A 16,873-nucleotide genomic window follows, 5' to 3' on the forward strand; every position below is an offset into this window, starting at 1 on the left:
CGAAAGCAGCGTACGTGCAGGAACGTATCATAATAAAGTAAAAGGAATTGATCTTTCTCCACTTGAATATGTACAAAAAGGAAAAAAATATATCGATGAGCTCATGGAGGATTTTTAAATGATAGAAATTAAGGAGCCTGGGTTATGGACAACGGTACAGGACATGGGACGCGTTGGGAATTATCATCTGGGCGTACCGCCATCAGGAGCAGCTGATAAATATTCATTTATTATTGGGAACCTACTTGTAGGAAATCCAGCTGAGTTTGCATCACTTGAGATGACATTATTAGGGGGAGAGTTTGAATTTCATAGAAATTTAATTATTGCCCTTACAGGTGCTCCAATGGAAGCATACTTAAATCACCAACGATTATCTTTCTGGGAAACCCACCAAGTAAAAGAAGGAGACATTTTAACGATAAAAGCTTGCCAACAAGGGGTGAAAAGTTATTTAAGTATCTCTGGTGGCATAAAGGTTCAAGATGTTTTAGGTAGTAAATCAACCTACGAACTAAGCCAGATTGGGGGCTTTGATGGCAGAAAGTTAGCTGTAGGCGATAGAATACAGATTAATGAACCATTGCCAGGGGCTTCAAAACAGGTTGGTAAATCTGCTCCGCTAGAATTCGTCCCAACCTTTAATGATTTTCAAGAATTACGTGTCACGATGGGGTTATCAGGTTACTTATTGAGCGATCAAGGGTTAAAAACTTTCCTCAATTCGGAATGGATCGTTTCGCATGAATCCAACCGGGTTGCTTACCGATATACTGGCCCAAGAGTGTCATTCACTGAGCAATATCCACCATTCGGTGCAGGAACTAGTTTTTCGAATGTTGTTGATTTTGCGTATCCTATAGGATCTATTATGTTTACAAATGAGGAAGAACTGATTGTTTTACATAATGATGCAATGACAGGAGGTGGTTTTGTTACAATAGGCACCGTAATAAGCCAAGATTTAGATTTAATTTCTCAATCTAGACCTTTATCGAAATGTCACTTCATCACAGTTACTATTGACCAGGCCATCCAAGCGCGAGCAGAAAGAAAAAAAAGGATGGAAACGCTGGTCGGTCTTATTAAAAGGTAAGTAATGACTTAAACTTTGTACCAAAATAATAAAACTCTTTTCAATAACTGGAACAGGATGTATGAGTATTAAATGAAGAGGCTCAAAATAACTCGATAGCAGAAGCGGAAATCAAGAGCTTCTAGTCAGAGTTTAGATTGAAGTCAACTTCCTATTATGAACTTTCGATTTTTCAAGGAACATGATTATTACGAGAGCATACTCTTACTGGGTTTGCTCTTTTTTTATTATTAATGCACTATTGCCGTTGAAATGCCAGTACTTCATGTTTTCCTGTATAGGACAATCTCTGATCAGGAAATGCTTGATGGAAGGAGGCGATGTATGAGTGGGTACTTTTGAAGTTCTTTCCCTAATGCTAAGCTTTGGCATGTTTGTAATTGCTATTCTTGATTTTAAAAATCATGACAAGAATCCTTGAAGATACCGATATATGTTTTTAAACGATAGTCCGCTATTCTATTGATGGAAATGTTTATTTTAAAAAGGCCGTGTCCTAAGGATGGTAAAAGTTTTCCGATTCTTTTTACTGGCAGAGAACACCCAATGAGGTGTTCTTTATGTTGTTGATAGGTATGCCTGAATCAAAGCAAATCCTATCATTGTTGCTATCTACATTGACAAAAAAATGATGTGTCAGTATAGTTCTAATAGACCGGTTGATATAATTTCAAGGAGTGATTCAGCTATGGCAGACAAAAGAAGCTCAAAAGAAGTTCTTATTGAAGCTGCTTCTCGACTTTTTCGAATACGTGGATATTATGGTGTAGGGCTTAAGGACATTATTGAGGAAAGTGGTATTCCTAAAGGCTCGCTGTATCATTATTTTCCTAAAGGCAAAGAAGAATTGGCTATTGAGGCGATTAATCATACAAAAGAAATGGTTGTAGGTGAAATTCAGCGAGAATTTGATGAAATTGAAGACCCTATTAAAGCAATTCAGGCTCATATTTATCAATTATCCGAGGTTTTTGGCGAAAATGGTAATCTTTTAGGCTTGCCAATCGGAACAATAGCGGCTGAAACATATACGACAAGTGAGCCTATAAGAATGGCCTGTCAAGAAGCTGTAACGGATTGGCAATCTATTTATGTGAAAAAATTACATGAGGCAGGATACAGTGAGAAGCGGTCTAAGGATTTAAGTATCGTCATTAACGCTTTAATAGAAGGTGGTATTCTTTTATCTTTAACGGCGAAAAGTGGGGAACCTCTCCACGCTATTGCGGAGCAGATACCATTATTGTTGATAAATAAATAAGTGATACGGAAAAATTATTATAAGCTTAGGTCGATGCAGTTAGTAATTGGAGGAATTTTTTTATGTCTACAGATGCAACACAGCAACAAAACCCAGTCATTAGAACGACCCCTATATTAATCTCTTTTTTAATTGCAGGGTTCATTGGGTTATTTAGTGAGACAGCTTTAAATATGGCACTTGGCGATTTAATACAGGAATTCAATGTTAGTCCTTCTACTGTGCAATGGCTGACAACGGGGTATCTATTAACATTGGGGATATTGGTTCCAGTTTCGGGGCTCTTGATTCAGTGGTTTAATACTCGTCAATTATTCATTGCATCAATGGTGTTCTCTATTATCGGAACGCTCATTGCTGCAATAGCACCTGGTTTCGGCCTATTAATGCTAGCTCGTGTCATCCAGGCAGTCGGAACGGGACTTTTACTTCCTCTTATGTTTAATACCATTTTGGTAATTTTCCCAATTCATAAACGGGGAGCAACCATGGGGTTGATGGGGCTCGTCATCATGTTTGCACCAGCCATCGGACCGACAGTTTCAGGTTTGATCATCGAAAATCTGACTTGGCATTTTATTTTCTGGGTGTCTTTGCCGTTCTTTGTGATCGCTTTACTATTTGGTCTCAAGTATATGCAAAACGTTTCAACGATCACCAAGCCTAAAATCGATGTACCATCCATTATTTTATCGACCATTGGTTTTGGGGGAATTGTTTATGGCTTTAGTATTGTAGGAGATCAAGGATGGAGAAATGCGATCGTTCTATCCTCGATCATTGTAGGCCTTGTAGCGCTATTCCTGTTTGCTGTAAGACAATTCAACATGGATAAACCGATGATTGACTTGCGTGTTTTTAAATATCCTATGTTCACGCTAGGGTTAATAACCGTCTTCATTACCTTCATGATTATCATGTCATCTATGATCCTATTACCATTATACTTGCAAACTGGGCTAGCATTAGCTGCGTTTTCAGCAGGGCTTGTACTTTTACCGGGTGGCGTACTGAATGGTTTCATGTCTCCAATTACGGGGCGCATTTTTGATAAATTTGGACCAAGAGGGCTAGTGATTCCAGGCTTTATTATCATGATTGCTATGTTATGGACTTTGACGAACGTAACGACTGAAACCTCTATCATTATGGTAATCGTCATGCATACTTTCCTTATGATTGGTGTTTCGATGGTCATGATGCCTGCTCAGACAAATGGGCTGAATCAACTTCCGAAAAATCTTTATCCAGATGGAACGGCTCTTATGAATACATTACAACAAGTATCGGGAGCCATTGGTACGACGGTTGCTATTACCATCATGTCAGCATCTCAAAAAAACTATATGGCTAGTGTAGAAGACCCATTTGACCCATCAGCCATTAGCGGTTCATTGACTGCAGGTGTTCAGGATGCCTTTGTTTTCGGTCTAGTCCTTGCAATCGTCGGTTTGATTGTGTCGCTCTTTATTAAAACAGCTCGCGATAAATAAGGAAGATCTCTTAACGTAATAACATAAAGAAGCCAGCAGGGAATGGGGTTTCTCTGTCTGGCTTTTTTATTGTTTGTTTGGCTCTGTTAAAGGATGTTGTTGATTTTGAGCTAAGGCAGGGTAGTTGAACAAGAAAACATATAAAATTTTAGAGGAATAAGGGTCAACCACTTGTCATCCCTCTGGATAGAAACAAAAAGATTATGAAGCGCCTTTGTCGTTTTGTGCTTAACAAAATTCACTAGCTGTACGGAAAAGCCCATTCATTAAATTAGTTAGTATTGAGCATGTAAAGGTTCCCTATGCAGAGAAGCCAATTCGAACAACTTAGATTTACCAGTTTTATTTTATCTCCATTGCATTCCATATTTCGATCACAGCTGAAATATTCAGAAGTTATAATAGGCACAGGTTGGTCATTATAATATGTGGGGAGATAAAAAATGAATACTTTCAAATTTACACTGTTAATACTCTTAACAACATTTTTAATGGGTTCTTCTTTTTCTGTAGGTAAAATAGGTTTGTCTTATTCATCCCCGTTGTTATTAGCAGCATTACGCTTCACACTTGCCGGACTCTTAATGGTAGTAATCGTTATCGCTTTAAAAAGGCCGCACCCAGAATCTAAAAGAAACTGGATAAAGATGCTTATTATTGGTACTTTCCAAACAGCCGGTGTTATGGGGTGTATTTTCTTAAGTTTACGAACCATTACAGCTAGTGAATCCTCAATTCTAACATTCACTAACCCTTTACTTGTTGTTCTATTCGGTACCGTATTTTTACAAACGCGCTATAAACTTTATCAATGGATTGGTGTTCTTTTAGGATTAGTAGGAGTAAGCATTACAATGGGAACGCAAATTGAATTTAAGATTGGTATTCTTTTTGGCATTCTTTCTGCTGTTTTTTGGGCAATTTCAACATTATTAGTTAAAAAATGGGGATTGTTTTTCGATACGTGGGTTCTATCTGCTTATCAGATGTTTTTTGGTGGATTACTACTTTTACTTAGCAGCTTTATTCTTGAAAAACCAGTCTTCATTTTGAACGGTAATTCATTGTTCATTTTATTATGGTTAAGTATTATGTCTTCTATTGTCCAATTTGCCGTCTGGTATTATCTTTTACAAAAGGGTGATCCAGGAAAAACGAGTGCCTTTTTATTTTTGGCACCTTTCTTTGGTGTATTATCTGGCTGGTTACTATTAGGGGAGACGTTATACCCTTCAATCATAGTTGGTGGCTTGTTTATTATAATTGGTGTCTATCTTGTAAATAGAAATTTCCAGCAGAAGAATAACCAAGTTAAAAGAGCTTTATAAATAAATAGTTTGTTCTAAGCATTCAAGCGCAAATGTAACCCCTCATAGTGTTCAGAAAAAAATAAGTTACCCTTATCTGTGAACTAAGGAGGGGTTTTTCTCAGCGTTAAATTACACATTTATATTAAAAGCTTGTTTAAACCCTACTTTTCCTTTATCTGTGACTTTAACAGCGCGAATTGATGGAACTTGAATTATCCAACCTAATTCAAAAAAGTGTGTCATAAGTCCATGTCCTAAAGAGCCAGCAAGATGATGATGACGCTCACTCCAGTCTAGACATGCGTGAGAAAATGAGCGGCGTTTTCTTTTTAATATACATAAATCAAGGCCGAAATCAGTAAAAAACTGTTCTCCTTTAGGTGTAACTACAAAATCTCTTACTTCTTTTTCCAAATAACCAGCATTCAACATCGATTCGGTTAAATCGACTCCTAATTTTCCTGCTAAATGGTCATAGCAAGTTCTTGCTTCCCGAAGCAATTTTACCTGACTAGATTGTTTTAAAGAGCGCACTTCAGGAGGTGGAGAAATCGCAAGGAACGATTCTAAAATGCGCGCGACTTCTCCATTTGCTAGTTGGAAATAGCGATGACGTCCGTGTTTTTCAACGTTAACAAGGTTACCTTCTATCAATTTAGAAAGGTGAAAGCTGGCTGTTTGAGGTGTTATCGCAGCCATAAAAGCTAATTCACTGGCTGTATGAAAACGTCCGTCCATTAAACTCGTTAGAATTGTTGCCCGCGACGTTTCTCCAAGGAGAAAAGCAACTTCCGCCACATTTGGATTTATATTCATTTTTACCATCCTTTCTGCATTCCACATTTCGATTATAGTTGTAGTGTCTATCGTTTTCAATGAATAATAACAATTTCAAGGGGGAACATGATGAACACCTATAATATAGAAATATTTACTTCTCAAAGAACAGACCACGTTTCAAAAGGATCTGCAAGCATGGCAGATAAGGTGATAGAATTTGGAAGGTAACCTGGATTTATCAGTGTTGAGAGCTCAAGAGATCACGAAGGGCATGGTTATTTTACAGTCCCTTATTTGGAATCCTTAGAAGCGATTCAAAAGTGGAAAGAGAATACGAATCATCAAGTAGCACAACAAAAAGGAAGAGAAACGTAGTATAGAAAAATACAACGTGCAGATTTGTAAGGTGGTAAGAGCTATTCTTTTATAGGGAGTAAATGAGTTGTCCAGTTCAACTGAAAACAAATGTACAGTCCCTGGTTGCTAAATGGAAGCAGCTCTTTTTCTTATTGGATATGTTAAATCTAATAACGAAGTGGAGCACGTCATCATAAACGGCAGTAAGAAAGAATATGTAAAGAAAGGCATCTACCACCTCAATAATATTAATAATTACCATTCCCGTTTAAAGAAATGGATAAGTCGTTTTAATGGTGTTTCTACGAAGTATTTACAACTTTATTTAGTGTGGTTTCAATTTCTCGACAATAGGAAAATGGAAAGCCATTTGAGCAAGAAAAAGCAAATGCAAATGCTTATCTTGGCAAGTGTTCATGGAACTTGGGAAACCGCAGATAAGTTAAGACTGAGAAACTTCGCATTCTAAGTGCCAAGATTATAGGAAAATAAAAATGCACATAAAAAATGAACTGGGAAATGTATCTCCAAGCTCATGTATTTTGCTGTCCGTTTTTTACTTAAACACCCTAGTTGAAGAAGAAAATGACTATACTACTTATTAGATAAAAGGAAAACCGTGTTCAGTCATTAAAAATCCACACATTAAATTCCTCATTTTGTTCTTGTAAATACCATCCTGATTTATCATAATAATCATTTAAATAGGAATCAGTCGGACATAGTGAAATGATAGGTAAATCATTTATCGTTTTTAACATCTTTTTTAATAACCCTTGACCGCGATAAATTTCACTAATCGCAAATTGGTATAAAGATATTTTGTTTTGTGTTTTTTTTCGGTAAAACCGAAAAGCCCCTACTACTTGACCTTCTACTGTTGCCACTATCATTTGCTTTCTTCTTATGGCTGCTTTAATTCCAAGAGGGCATAAAAACTCTTCAGAATAAACCGCACTGTTATTGCGGTCTAAATTTTCGTTGAAGAACGACACAACTTCAGGTATATGAGTTGGATTTGCTAAGGCTATCTGCATATTTCTCCCCCCTTAACGCTTTTTAAGACAAAAGAGATTTATATATTTCTCCTATAATACCTTCCATTTGATGAACACCCAATTCTGCATTTGTCATTATGACCGCACCTTTCTCTAAATATGGAAACGCCACCATCATACATTGAAAGCCCACTCCCCAACCAAGTGATGTAATTTCTAGTTCTTTTTCAGAACTTTCAAGAAACACACCTAATCCAGTCCAACTTTTACCTCTTTGTGGGGTTATCATTTCTGTTGCTAAACTTTCCGAAATGCCAACCTTGCTTTCTCCTTTTACAGCATTCATTAACTCACGAACTAATTCAGCTAAATTCAAAGAAGTTGTCCATAATCCAGAAGCCGCTGGATAAGGATATATTGGATATTTTCCATCTACTAATTCACCGTTTTTGTTGTGACCACAAGAAAAATTTTGTCTATCCACTTCCAACATTGTTATATTGAATTGGCTATTTGCCATTCCTAATGGTTCAAATATTTGCTCATTCATAACCTGATGAAACGGTTTTTCAGTAACATCTTCTATCAGTTTCTGAATGATACAAAAACCTGCATCCGAATAATGGAATTCACTTTCTGGTTCACACTTGACGTCAATAGGAGTTTTACAATAAGGGGTTTTCCCCTCTAATAATTTAACCATCGAAGGAACCCCTATTTTTGAATTTAGTTCAGGAAAACTACCTTCAGGGTCTTTAATTCCAGATTGATGACTTAGTAAGTTCCTCAATGTCACTTTTTTATTTTTAGTAAAATCATTTTCTGGTACTTTCCACGATACAAGACTTTCATTCACATCATCACCTAAATCAAGAAGTCCATCCTGTACTAGCTTCATAGCAAGTATTCCTGTTAAGAACTTGCTAATTGAACACGCACTAAAAATAGAATCTTCATTTGTTTTTCTATTGCTTTCCACTTCTAATATGCCGTAATTTTCTGTTCCACTAATTTCACCGCCCTCAAGCAATGTGATACTTAAACCTTGCACATTATAATGTTTCATTCGTTCTTCAATGTTAATGTTTTTTAATTTCACAATTATCCTCCTTGTTAGTATTATCAAATAAAATATAACACGAATGTATGTTCTGTTATATCTATTTGTAAAATAAATTAAAATAATTTTATTAGATGTAGGGCAGGCGATAAAGGCAAATTAGAGTTAGTTAAGTTGTAAGTTTAGTTGTGATTGCAATTAGTTCAGCAGTAATAGCTTGGAGAATGGGTAATGTTATAAATTACTTGTTTGACTTAGTTATGTTATCAGGAAAGTGGTTTATTCTTTTCTTTCCTTCTATGCCTTTTCTTAATGAACTAGCAGGTGCTTAACTTCAATAAGAGAGGTCGCTGCGGCAACCTTTTTCTTATAGAGCTAAAGGGGCAGGTTAGTGGAAGAAGGATTAACTATCAGACACTCCAATTATCAGAGAGGACTATGTTGTTTGGTAATGCCAATTTCATTGTAGTTGAGAGCGACATCCCAAACCCACCTCACTATGAAAGTAGCAGGAAGAGGTAGCTGACCATTTGGCGTGTACTAGGTAAAGCTAAATAATTCTTTGTATTGAGTATAAGAAGACATTTAATCTAATTCTCGAAACTTGTGTTTTTTTATCAGCAAATTGATCCATACAAAAAAGCTGTATCACGAATAAATTATATTTAGGAAAAAATTTTTTATTGATTGAAAGGAAGAGTTTATTTGAATAACAACTTTGAAGAAAGTTCATCAGAAGAGAGTGGTAATATGGTAGAGGCAATTACAACTGGTGTATTTCATGTGCCCGTTGATAACCAAGCGCCAGATAGCAATGATATGATCAACATCTATTTCAAAAATCCGAGTTCAAAAACGCTTACTGCGAATTTCCTAGTGGAATTTTCCTCTCCTGGGGTAGCTCCTGGCGTTCAAAACCCGGAAATTTCGTCTCCACCAAATGGTAACTGGACAGTAACAGTTCTCCCTCACCATACCCTCCTCATCGTAGTCACCGGTCCCGCTTCTCCTCCGGCTTTCGGAACATGGCGTTTTTCATTTTGGGGCGATATTGACCGCAACGAAAAGAAAAACAAACTTAGCGTAGAAGTAATTGCTGGGAGAATATTTGGTTCTGGGCCGGATTTGGCTTTTGACGATGCAGGGGCGACTTTCCCTCATGGGTTGTTTGTTGATGCAGACATTGAAGTAACCGGTCCATCAGTCCCAGTCCCAACAGGCGGTATCATTTCGGTCTAACAATCGAAACAGCTTACAGAATGGAAGGCGATGGCTTGATGCAGTCGTCCTTTCTTTTTCCGGCATGGGGTTATCCCAATGTAACAAAATAAATTGAAGATATAAAAGGCATTAAGCTAAAACAACTGAAGGTTTGTGAAATGATACCCTTAAACTAACGGGTGCGTTAGCTGAAGATCGGAACTGTCTTTAAGGCAGCTTTTTCTTATGGAACTAAAGGGGCAGGATAGCTCAATAAGTGACTGAAGGGTTAGCCTATTTCAAAAGTTTCAGGTGAGTTAATAAGTGAAAAATTGGGACCAAACAATTTTGGTCCCAAATAAATCTTCCTAATTTGAATCGAATTTTAAAAAACGAATTTAATGCTTATGATCATCCTGCTAAAGATAAGGTTAGTTTTTTGTTGGGTAAACTGCTTCAAAGTATGGTTGAGTAGCGTATTGGTTATACCACATATCTGCAATTAGATCCGGGTCACCCTCTGTACCTTTTTCGATTAGCGTACCAATAGATAAATGTCCAACGTAAATGCTCTGTTCTTTTAGGATGTTGTGCAAGTTTGTGGCGTAATTACGTAGTCCAGCCATAACAATACCTGCGTTACCAAGTTGAGGAATTGGATGCATTGCGGAAATACCTGTTGGGAAAAGAATCGCGCCTGCACCTTTTTTTTGCATTCCTGGTAATACGCTTTGAACGGCTTCAATGGCTGGTAATAAGAAATAATTAATTTGTTCTGTCATATTTTCTGCAGTTACATCTAATGTGGGAATAAATGATTTGGGTCCTGGATAGGGACTAAATTCAAGTACATCAATATTATTAAAATCTGCTTTTGCATCGTCTAAAGCTTTTTTTAATTGTTCTAAATTTCGTAAGTCTGCTAAATAATATTTAGACTCAATATTTAAGCCTTTTAATTCTTCAACCATAGCTGATAACTTTTCTTTGTTACGAGCGATAAGGGCCACGTTAAATTGTTCTGAACCAAATCTCTTAGCGATTGATAAACCTAAACCGGGACCTGCACCGATAACAGCAATTGTTGTCATTGATTTTAACCACCTTATTCATTAAAATTAAACCAACATCTGTTGTTTTAATGTAATTGTAAAGCAGAGAATATGATGTAACATCCAACAAAAAGAGCAGTTTGTTGTGATAAGGAGAAATATAATGAAAGTACAAAATATCCGAAAAACATCAACGAGACAAGCTATTGTGGAGGAATTTATTGAGCTTTTAAAGCATAAAAAAATTGAAAAGGTAACGATAAAGGATATAACAGAACAAGCAAATATAAATCGAGCAACTTTCTATGCTCATTTTGAAGATAAATTTCAATTATTTGATGAAATGACAAAAGATTCAGCAACCGAAAAGCTTAATAAGCATACAAAAGACATATACACGTGGGATAAAAAACCAAGTAGAGAACTTATTCCAAGCTGTTTTTGAATACTTACAGCAAGTGAAAGATAGCTGTCCGTATAGTTATCAGAATCTATTTCCATTATTAAGAATGAAAATGCTTGATGCGTTAAAAATTCATTTACAATTATGTATCCAGTTGAATGAATTTAATGATATAAAAGAATTTAATATTTTGTTATATTCAAGAATTCTATATGATGCAGCAGAGCTATTGGTAGTGGAGAAAACCAATTTATCTCAAAAAAAAATTATTGAAGAAGTATCTTTATTAATTTTTAACAAATGAGTATAAAAGTTTTTGAATAAATGTTCTTAAACAAACGGGTGCGTTAGTTGAATATGGAGCTGTCTTTAAGGCAGCTCTTTTTCGTGCGCCCGGCATGGGTGCAATCTATAGGGTGAAAGTCCCGAACCATGAAGGCAGTAGTAGTGGTTAGCTTAATGCAAGGGTGTCCACGGTRACGTGGAATCTGAAGGAAGCAAGCGGCAAACCTCCGGTCTGAGGAACACGAACTTCATATAAGGCTAGGTATCATTGGATGAGTTTGCGAAACAAAACAAAGTCCTTACTGCCGAAGGTGGTACAGAGTAAATGAAGCAGATAGATGGAGGGAAAGATTGCACTCTTACCCGGGGAGGYCTGATGACAGCCAAGTACACTTGGTAACCTGTCCAGTGATGGAYAGCTGAATCATCAGAAGTCAGCAGAGGTCATAGTACTTGTCTACTCGAGAAGATAAGGAAGGACCGAACAGATTAAGGAGGATGAATACTAGGCGTTCGTTATCTGCGAAGAAGCAAACAATTCCTAACGGAACTTATTTGAAGGAAGAAGTGGTGAATACACGGGGAACTTCAAAAGGGCGGAGCAGATAAAGGCACAAATAGACCATCTCGTCCACGCAGGGAAAGGATATCAACGATGTTAATGGAACAGATACTAGAGAGGGAAAACTTAATACAGGCATTGAAGCGTGTAGAAAGAAATAAGGGAAGCCATGGTGTAGATGGAATGCCGGTTCAAAACCWGAGACCGCACCTCGCAACCGAATGGTACAACATGAAAACTGCCCTTTTACAGGGTACCTATCAACCGCAGCCCGTCCGTCGTATCGAAATCCCGAAACCAAACGGCGGAGTTCGGCTATTGGGTATTCCAACCGTTCTAGACCGTTTCATTCAACAAGCCATTGCCCAAATATTGACTAARATATATGACTCAACCTTTTCGGAGAATAGCTATGGATTTCGCCCTAACAAACAAGGGCACCAGGCGGTTCGAAAGGCAAAGTCCTATATAACCGAAGGTTATACATGGGTAGTGGATATGGACTTGGAGAAGTTCTTCGATAAAGTGAATCATGACAAGCTCATGGGAATGTTAGAGCGGAAAATTGAAGATAAACGAGTTCTCAAACTGATTCGTAAATTCCTTCAAGCAGGCATTATGATAGGCGGACTTTTTCATAAAAGTGAGGAGGGWACTCCGCAAGGAGKTCCGTTAAGTCCTTTATTWTCTAATATCATGTTAGACGATTTAGATAAAGARCTAGAGAAACGCAATCTTCGATTCGTAAGGTATGCGGATGACAGTACKATCTTTGTGAAGACACGAAAAGCCGCCAAACGTGCAATGGGAAATATCTCAAGCTTCATTGAAAATAAACTGAAGCTAAAGGTCAACTACGAGAAGTCGAAGTATGATCGCCCTTGGAACAGAACGTTTCTCGGTTTTAGTTTCACGAAGTCAAAGAAGAACCCGAAGGTTCTACTGGCTAAACAAACGGTGAAGAGAGTAAAGAAACGAATCAGGGAAATGACCTCGAGAAAATTACCGATACCCATGAAACTCCGAATAAATAAGTTAAAGCAATACCTTAGAGGTTGGATGGGGTATTTCGCCCTCATTGATACTCCGAACGTATTGAAGAATTTAGATTCATGGATTCGAAGAAGACTCAGGATGTGCCTATGGAAGCAATGGAAATTGCCAAGAACGAGGGTGAAGAAACTCAAAGGATTAGGCGTCCCAYTTGGAARAGCATATGAATGGGGAAATAGCAGAAAGGGTTRTTGGCGCATAGCGCATAGTCCTATTCTAGACAAAACCCTTAATAATGTTTATTGGCTCCATCATGGGTTAGTAAATCTATATGAACGATATACAAAACTACGTCAGACTTAAACTGAACCGCCGTATACCGAACGGTATGTACGGTGGTGTGAGAGGTCGGAGGCTAGGCGCCTCCTCCTACTCGATTTTATGCAACTATCGGGGCAGGTTAGTTGCATAAAAAATAATTATTAAGAATGGTGTTTTTGTTCAATATTGAAAAAAATAACCTATCTTTCGGGGTTATTTTTTATTTTTGAAATTGGCCAAACTAGTGGTATCAAATCAATTGGAAAGCGTATTTTGGGATTACTTTATCCTTCATTCTTCATTGATTTAAAAAAAGTTTACAAAGTCCACTAATAATACTAAGGTATTAGTGGATAAAGTCCACTAAAAAGGAAGGCTGCAATGAAAATTAATAATAATACCATTGCTGATATACGGCAATTCAATAGATTTTATACGAATATACTTGGTGTATTAGATAAGCATATATTTGATACAGAATATTCTTTAACTGAGGCACGAGTAGTTTTAGAAATCGGTATGATGGAGCAGTGTATAGCAAACAATTTAGTTGATAAACTGGAAATTGATCGCAGCTATATGAGTAGAATAATTAACAAGTTAAGTAAAGATGGACTGGTTATTAAGGAAAACTCGACTTTGGATAACAGAACTAGTCTGATTCGGTTGACTCCTAAAGGGATGACTCTTTTTAACCAGCTTAATGAAAGATCCGATGAACAATTAGTGAGGTTATTCCAAGGATTATCACAAAATGAAATAAAAGAAATCCATGCTTCTATGATGTTCATTCAGAAGAAACTGGATAGTTTGGGGAGAATATAGGATGATACGTTTTGAAAATGATTATACAGAAGGTGCTCATAAGCAAATTCTAAAACGATTAATAGAAACCAATGAAGAACAAACACCCGGATATGGAGTGGATGAACACTGTGAAAAAGCGAGGGCTTACATTAGAAAAGAGTGTGATGCTCCGAATGCAGATATACACTTTTTAGTAGGAGGAACACAAACGAATACCACTATTATCGCTTCCATTTTGCGCCCGCATCAAGGTGCAGTTTCAGCAATTACTGGTCATATAGCAGCACATGAATCTGGCGCAATTGAAGCAACGGGTCATAAAATACTTACTTTACCGAGTGATGATGGGAAAATCCAAGCAGCACAGGTAAAAAATTTATATGATGCTCATTGGAATGATGTCACTCATGAGCATATGGTACAGCCAGGCTTGGTTTACATTTCTAATCCTACAGAAAATGGAACGACTTATAGTAAAGTCGAATTGGAAGCATTAAGTAAAGTTTGCCGGGAATGTCGTTTGCCATTAGTAATGGATGGCGCTAGATTAGGATATGGTTTGGCTTCAATGGATAGCGATTTAACCTTGGCAGATATTGCAAGTCTATGTGATGTATTCTATATTGGCGGAACTAAAGTTGGTGCGATGTTTGGTGAAGCAGTAGTCATCATAAATGATGCCCTGAAAAAGGATTTCCGATATATTATCAAGCAAAAGGGAGGATTATTGGCAAAGGGAAGACTTTTGGGGATCCAGTTTGAAACCTTATTTGAAGATGGATTATACTATGAAATTTCTAATCATGCCGTGGAAATGGCAATGATGATTCGAGATGCATTTGTTGAAAATGGATTTTCATTACGATATGATTCTACATCAAATCAGCAGTTTCCCATTTTGCCGGATGATGTAATTTTGGGATTAGGCAAAAAGTATTCATTTTCCTTCTGGGAAAAAGTCGATGCTACACACAGTGCTATGAGATTTTGTACTAGTTGGTCTACGAAAAAAGAACATGTTGAAATGCTAGTAGAAGATATTAAGGCGACTAAAGGATAAAAAATGGCAACTATAGAGTTATACGCAGAGAATAGTTATATAAAAGAATGTACGGCAAATATTGTTTCAATAAAAGAACAATTTGTTGTGTTTAATCAAACGATTTTTTATCCAGGTGGCGGTGGACAGCCTTGTGACCGAGGGATTATTAAACAAGGTGATAAAACCTATAATATTTTAACAGTAAAAAAAATAGATGGAGAAATTATTCATGAACTTGAACGTCCATTACAGCACATTAATCAAACAGTAGAGATGCAGATTGACTGGTCTTGGCGGTTTCAGAATATGAGTACCACACATTATTGCATGTCATTTCAGGTTATTTATATCAACATTACAATGCTTTAGCTACAAGTAGTCAAATTGAAAAAGAACATGCGAGATTAGAGCTGTCTTTTTCTCCTGAAATAATACAAGAAATACCATTTGATCAATTAGAACAATCAATAAAGAAGTTACTGGCACAACCCCATAATGTTTACACGAAAATATTAAGTAGAGATGAAGCTGAGCAAAAAGAAGGGACTATTAAGACGGTAATTAATTTACTTCCAGCTTCTCTTAACGAAATTCGAATTGTTCAAATAAATGATATTGATGCGCAAGCATGTGGCGGAACCCACGTCAACAACACAACTGAAATTAAAGACTTTTCCATTATGAAAATTCAAAATAAAGGTCCCATGAAAAAAAGGATTAAAATTCAACTACTGGATTAAGTTCTACTATCCCTTCTTTTTAGCAATGAGGGGATAATCAAGTGGACAGTAGAAAATTTATACGGGAATAGTTCCATAAACGGTAGCATCAATATTGATTATTATTTTCATGTTCCAATTTGCAGCTGCAGTTTGTTATGCAATAAACAGGTGTGATTCTTCATTCTATAAATCTGATTGAAGGTTACTTTATTTTTAGCACAGAATAAGTTTACTAACCGTATTCAACTATCTTTTATATATTTACGACGTTCAATTCATACCATATTCTATCCTTTTCTTCGGAGTATGATTGGCAACAAAAATACCTATTAAAATTATCGTTGCACCAATATATTCTTGCATGACCATTTTTTCACCAAGGAATAGAAAGGCAAAAATTGCAGCGGTAATTGGTTCTAAGGAAAAGATAAAGCCAGTATTTTCAGGTGTTGTGTAGTTTTGCGCTATTGATTGAACGACAAATCCAAAAGCAGAGCAAATGATTGCTAAACTGACAATGGCTGCCCAACTAACAGCACCTATTGGCCATGAAAATGGCTCAAAAAGTAATGATGCAATTAGCCCCAGTATCCCCGTAAACCCAAGCTGAAAAATTCCAAGCTGAAAGGCATCAACAGTTCGTGCAAAATAATTATTTGCTACAATATGGATGGCATATAAGAAGGCAGTTAATAAACAATAAATTATCCCGATTTCAAAAGTGAATGACTCTTTCAATGAAAGCAAAGTGAGTCCTGTGAACGTAATTAGAGTGCCCAACATAACTTTGCGTACTGGCAATTTCCTTTTAATTACAACCATAATCAAAGGAACAAAAATAACAGTTGTCGTAATTAAAAAGCCAGCTGTTGGGGCACTGGTAGTTTGCATTGCAAAGCCAAATGTAGCAAACACACCACATAATATAGTACCTAAAACCGCACTCRCTTGGATCGTTTGCCGATGCACGTGACGTATTTTTTGAAAAAACAATAGAGCCATTACAATGAAAGCAATAATAAATCGAAATGCAACAAGCATGAATGGCTGCACTTCACCTATACTGAACTTCGTAAATATATAAGATGAACCCCATCCCATTGTAACGAAGACTAATAGAATATTAGCTTG

The 16,873-nt window shown here is 36.8% G+C and carries 18 protein-coding genes and 1 pseudogene; 14 read left to right on the forward strand and 5 right to left on the reverse strand.

What is annotated here, in order from left to right; translation table 11 throughout:
• Positions 1-118: 118 nt before the first annotated feature.
• The 5 genes from AC1DUW_RS11495 to AC1DUW_RS11515 all read left to right on the forward strand — a co-directional run bounded on the left by AC1DUW_RS11495 (position 119) and on the right by AC1DUW_RS11515 (position 5,178).
• Positions 119-1,096, forward strand: a complete 978-nt coding sequence (locus AC1DUW_RS11495; RefSeq protein ID WP_477642561.1) for a 5-oxoprolinase subunit C family protein — start codon at positions 119-121, stop codon at positions 1,094-1,096.
• 328 nt (positions 1,097-1,424) lie between these two features.
• Positions 1,425-1,517, forward strand: a complete 93-nt coding sequence (locus AC1DUW_RS11500) for a putative holin-like toxin (RefSeq protein ID WP_223305372.1) — start codon at positions 1,425-1,427, stop codon at positions 1,515-1,517.
• Between the two features lie 267 nt (positions 1,518-1,784).
• Positions 1,785-2,357, forward strand: coding sequence for a TetR/AcrR family transcriptional regulator (locus AC1DUW_RS11505; protein WP_053344623.1), 573 nt, complete (start codon positions 1,785-1,787; stop codon positions 2,355-2,357).
• A 62-nt stretch (positions 2,358-2,419) separates the two neighbouring features.
• Positions 2,420-3,850: an MDR family MFS transporter gene (locus AC1DUW_RS11510; protein ID WP_053344624.1), complete on the forward strand. Its 1,431-nt coding sequence runs from the start codon at positions 2,420-2,422 to the stop codon at positions 3,848-3,850.
• A gap of 443 nt (positions 3,851-4,293) precedes the next feature.
• Positions 4,294-5,178 carry a DMT family transporter gene (locus AC1DUW_RS11515; RefSeq protein WP_053344625.1) on the forward strand — a complete coding sequence of 295 codons (885 nt, stop codon included), beginning with the start codon at positions 4,294-4,296 and terminating at the stop codon, positions 5,176-5,178.
• Positions 5,179-5,289: 111 nt separating this feature from the next.
• Here AC1DUW_RS11515 and AC1DUW_RS11520 read toward each other — a convergent pair whose 3' ends face one another.
• The gene (locus tag AC1DUW_RS11520) at positions 5,290-5,976 is read right to left on the reverse strand and encodes an ArsR/SmtB family transcription factor (RefSeq protein ID WP_053344626.1); all 687 of its coding nucleotides are present in this window, start codon (positions 5,974-5,976) and stop codon (positions 5,290-5,292) included.
• A gap of 532 nt (positions 5,977-6,508) precedes the next feature.
• Between AC1DUW_RS11520 and AC1DUW_RS11525 the strand changes: the two are divergent.
• Positions 6,509-6,766, forward strand: a pseudogene (locus tag AC1DUW_RS11525) (IS1595-like element ISSpps1 family transposase); the annotation flags it as partial.
• Between the two features lie 154 nt (positions 6,767-6,920).
• Here AC1DUW_RS11525 and AC1DUW_RS11530 read toward each other — a convergent pair.
• A complete protein-coding gene (locus AC1DUW_RS11530) occupies positions 6,921-7,334 on the reverse strand; it encodes a GNAT family N-acetyltransferase (RefSeq protein WP_053344628.1) in 414 nt (137 codons plus the stop codon).
• Between the two features lie 22 nt (positions 7,335-7,356).
• Positions 7,357-8,394 carry a serine hydrolase domain-containing protein gene (locus tag AC1DUW_RS11535; protein ID WP_477642562.1) on the reverse strand — a complete coding sequence of 346 codons (1,038 nt, stop codon included), beginning with the start codon at positions 8,392-8,394 and terminating at the stop codon, positions 7,357-7,359.
• Between the two features lie 666 nt (positions 8,395-9,060).
• Between AC1DUW_RS11535 and AC1DUW_RS11540 the strand changes: the two genes are divergently transcribed.
• Complete coding sequence (locus tag AC1DUW_RS11540; protein WP_053344630.1) at positions 9,061-9,594, forward strand: hypothetical protein; 534 nt, start codon at positions 9,061-9,063, stop codon at positions 9,592-9,594.
• A gap of 392 nt (positions 9,595-9,986) precedes the next feature.
• On the opposite strand, the gene AC1DUW_RS11545 is transcribed toward AC1DUW_RS11540, so the two are convergent.
• The gene (locus tag AC1DUW_RS11545) at positions 9,987-10,646 is read right to left on the reverse strand and encodes an SDR family NAD(P)-dependent oxidoreductase (RefSeq protein WP_053344631.1); all 660 of its coding nucleotides are present in this window, start codon (positions 10,644-10,646) and stop codon (positions 9,987-9,989) included.
• A 124-nt stretch (positions 10,647-10,770) separates the two neighbouring features.
• Between AC1DUW_RS11545 and AC1DUW_RS11550 the strand changes: the two genes are divergently transcribed.
• The 7 genes from AC1DUW_RS11550 to AC1DUW_RS11580 all read left to right on the forward strand — a co-directional run bounded on the left by AC1DUW_RS11550 (position 10,771) and on the right by AC1DUW_RS11580 (position 15,760).
• A complete protein-coding gene (locus tag AC1DUW_RS11550) occupies positions 10,771-11,052 on the forward strand; it encodes a TetR/AcrR family transcriptional regulator (protein WP_477642563.1) in 282 nt (93 codons plus the stop codon).
• A 13-nt stretch (positions 11,053-11,065) separates the two neighbouring features.
• Positions 11,066-11,314 (forward strand): hypothetical protein, encoded by a 249-nt coding sequence (locus AC1DUW_RS11555; RefSeq protein ID WP_477642564.1) that lies wholly within the window; start codon positions 11,066-11,068, stop codon positions 11,312-11,314.
• A 636-nt stretch (positions 11,315-11,950) separates the two neighbouring features.
• Positions 11,951-13,213: a group II intron reverse transcriptase/maturase gene (gene ltrA / locus AC1DUW_RS11560; RefSeq protein WP_477642565.1), complete on the forward strand. Its 1,263-nt coding sequence runs from the start codon at positions 11,951-11,953 to the stop codon at positions 13,211-13,213.
• A 339-nt stretch (positions 13,214-13,552) separates the two neighbouring features.
• On the forward strand, positions 13,553-13,996 hold the full coding sequence (locus tag AC1DUW_RS11565) for a MarR family winged helix-turn-helix transcriptional regulator (protein ID WP_053344584.1): 444 nt from the start codon (positions 13,553-13,555) through the stop codon (positions 13,994-13,996).
• A 1-nt stretch (position 13,997) separates the two neighbouring features.
• Positions 13,998-15,038, forward strand: coding sequence for a threonine aldolase family protein (locus AC1DUW_RS11570; protein WP_053344585.1), 1,041 nt, complete (start codon positions 13,998-14,000; stop codon positions 15,036-15,038).
• Between the two features lie 3 nt (positions 15,039-15,041).
• Positions 15,042-15,389, forward strand: a complete 348-nt coding sequence (locus AC1DUW_RS11575) for an alanine--tRNA ligase-related protein (protein WP_477642566.1) — start codon at positions 15,042-15,044, stop codon at positions 15,387-15,389.
• The gene (locus tag AC1DUW_RS11580; protein WP_477642567.1) at positions 15,311-15,760 is read left to right on the forward strand and encodes an alanyl-tRNA editing protein; all 450 of its coding nucleotides are present in this window, start codon (positions 15,311-15,313) and stop codon (positions 15,758-15,760) included. Before AC1DUW_RS11575 ends, AC1DUW_RS11580 begins: the two co-directional genes overlap by 79 nt.
• A 252-nt stretch (positions 15,761-16,012) precedes the next feature.
• Here the strand turns inward: AC1DUW_RS11580 and AC1DUW_RS11585 are convergent.
• On the reverse strand, positions 16,013-16,873 hold an 861-nt coding region (locus AC1DUW_RS11585; protein ID WP_477642568.1), incomplete at its 5' end, for a DMT family transporter.

This window comes from Peribacillus sp. P4_C12, from assembly GCF_056402095.1.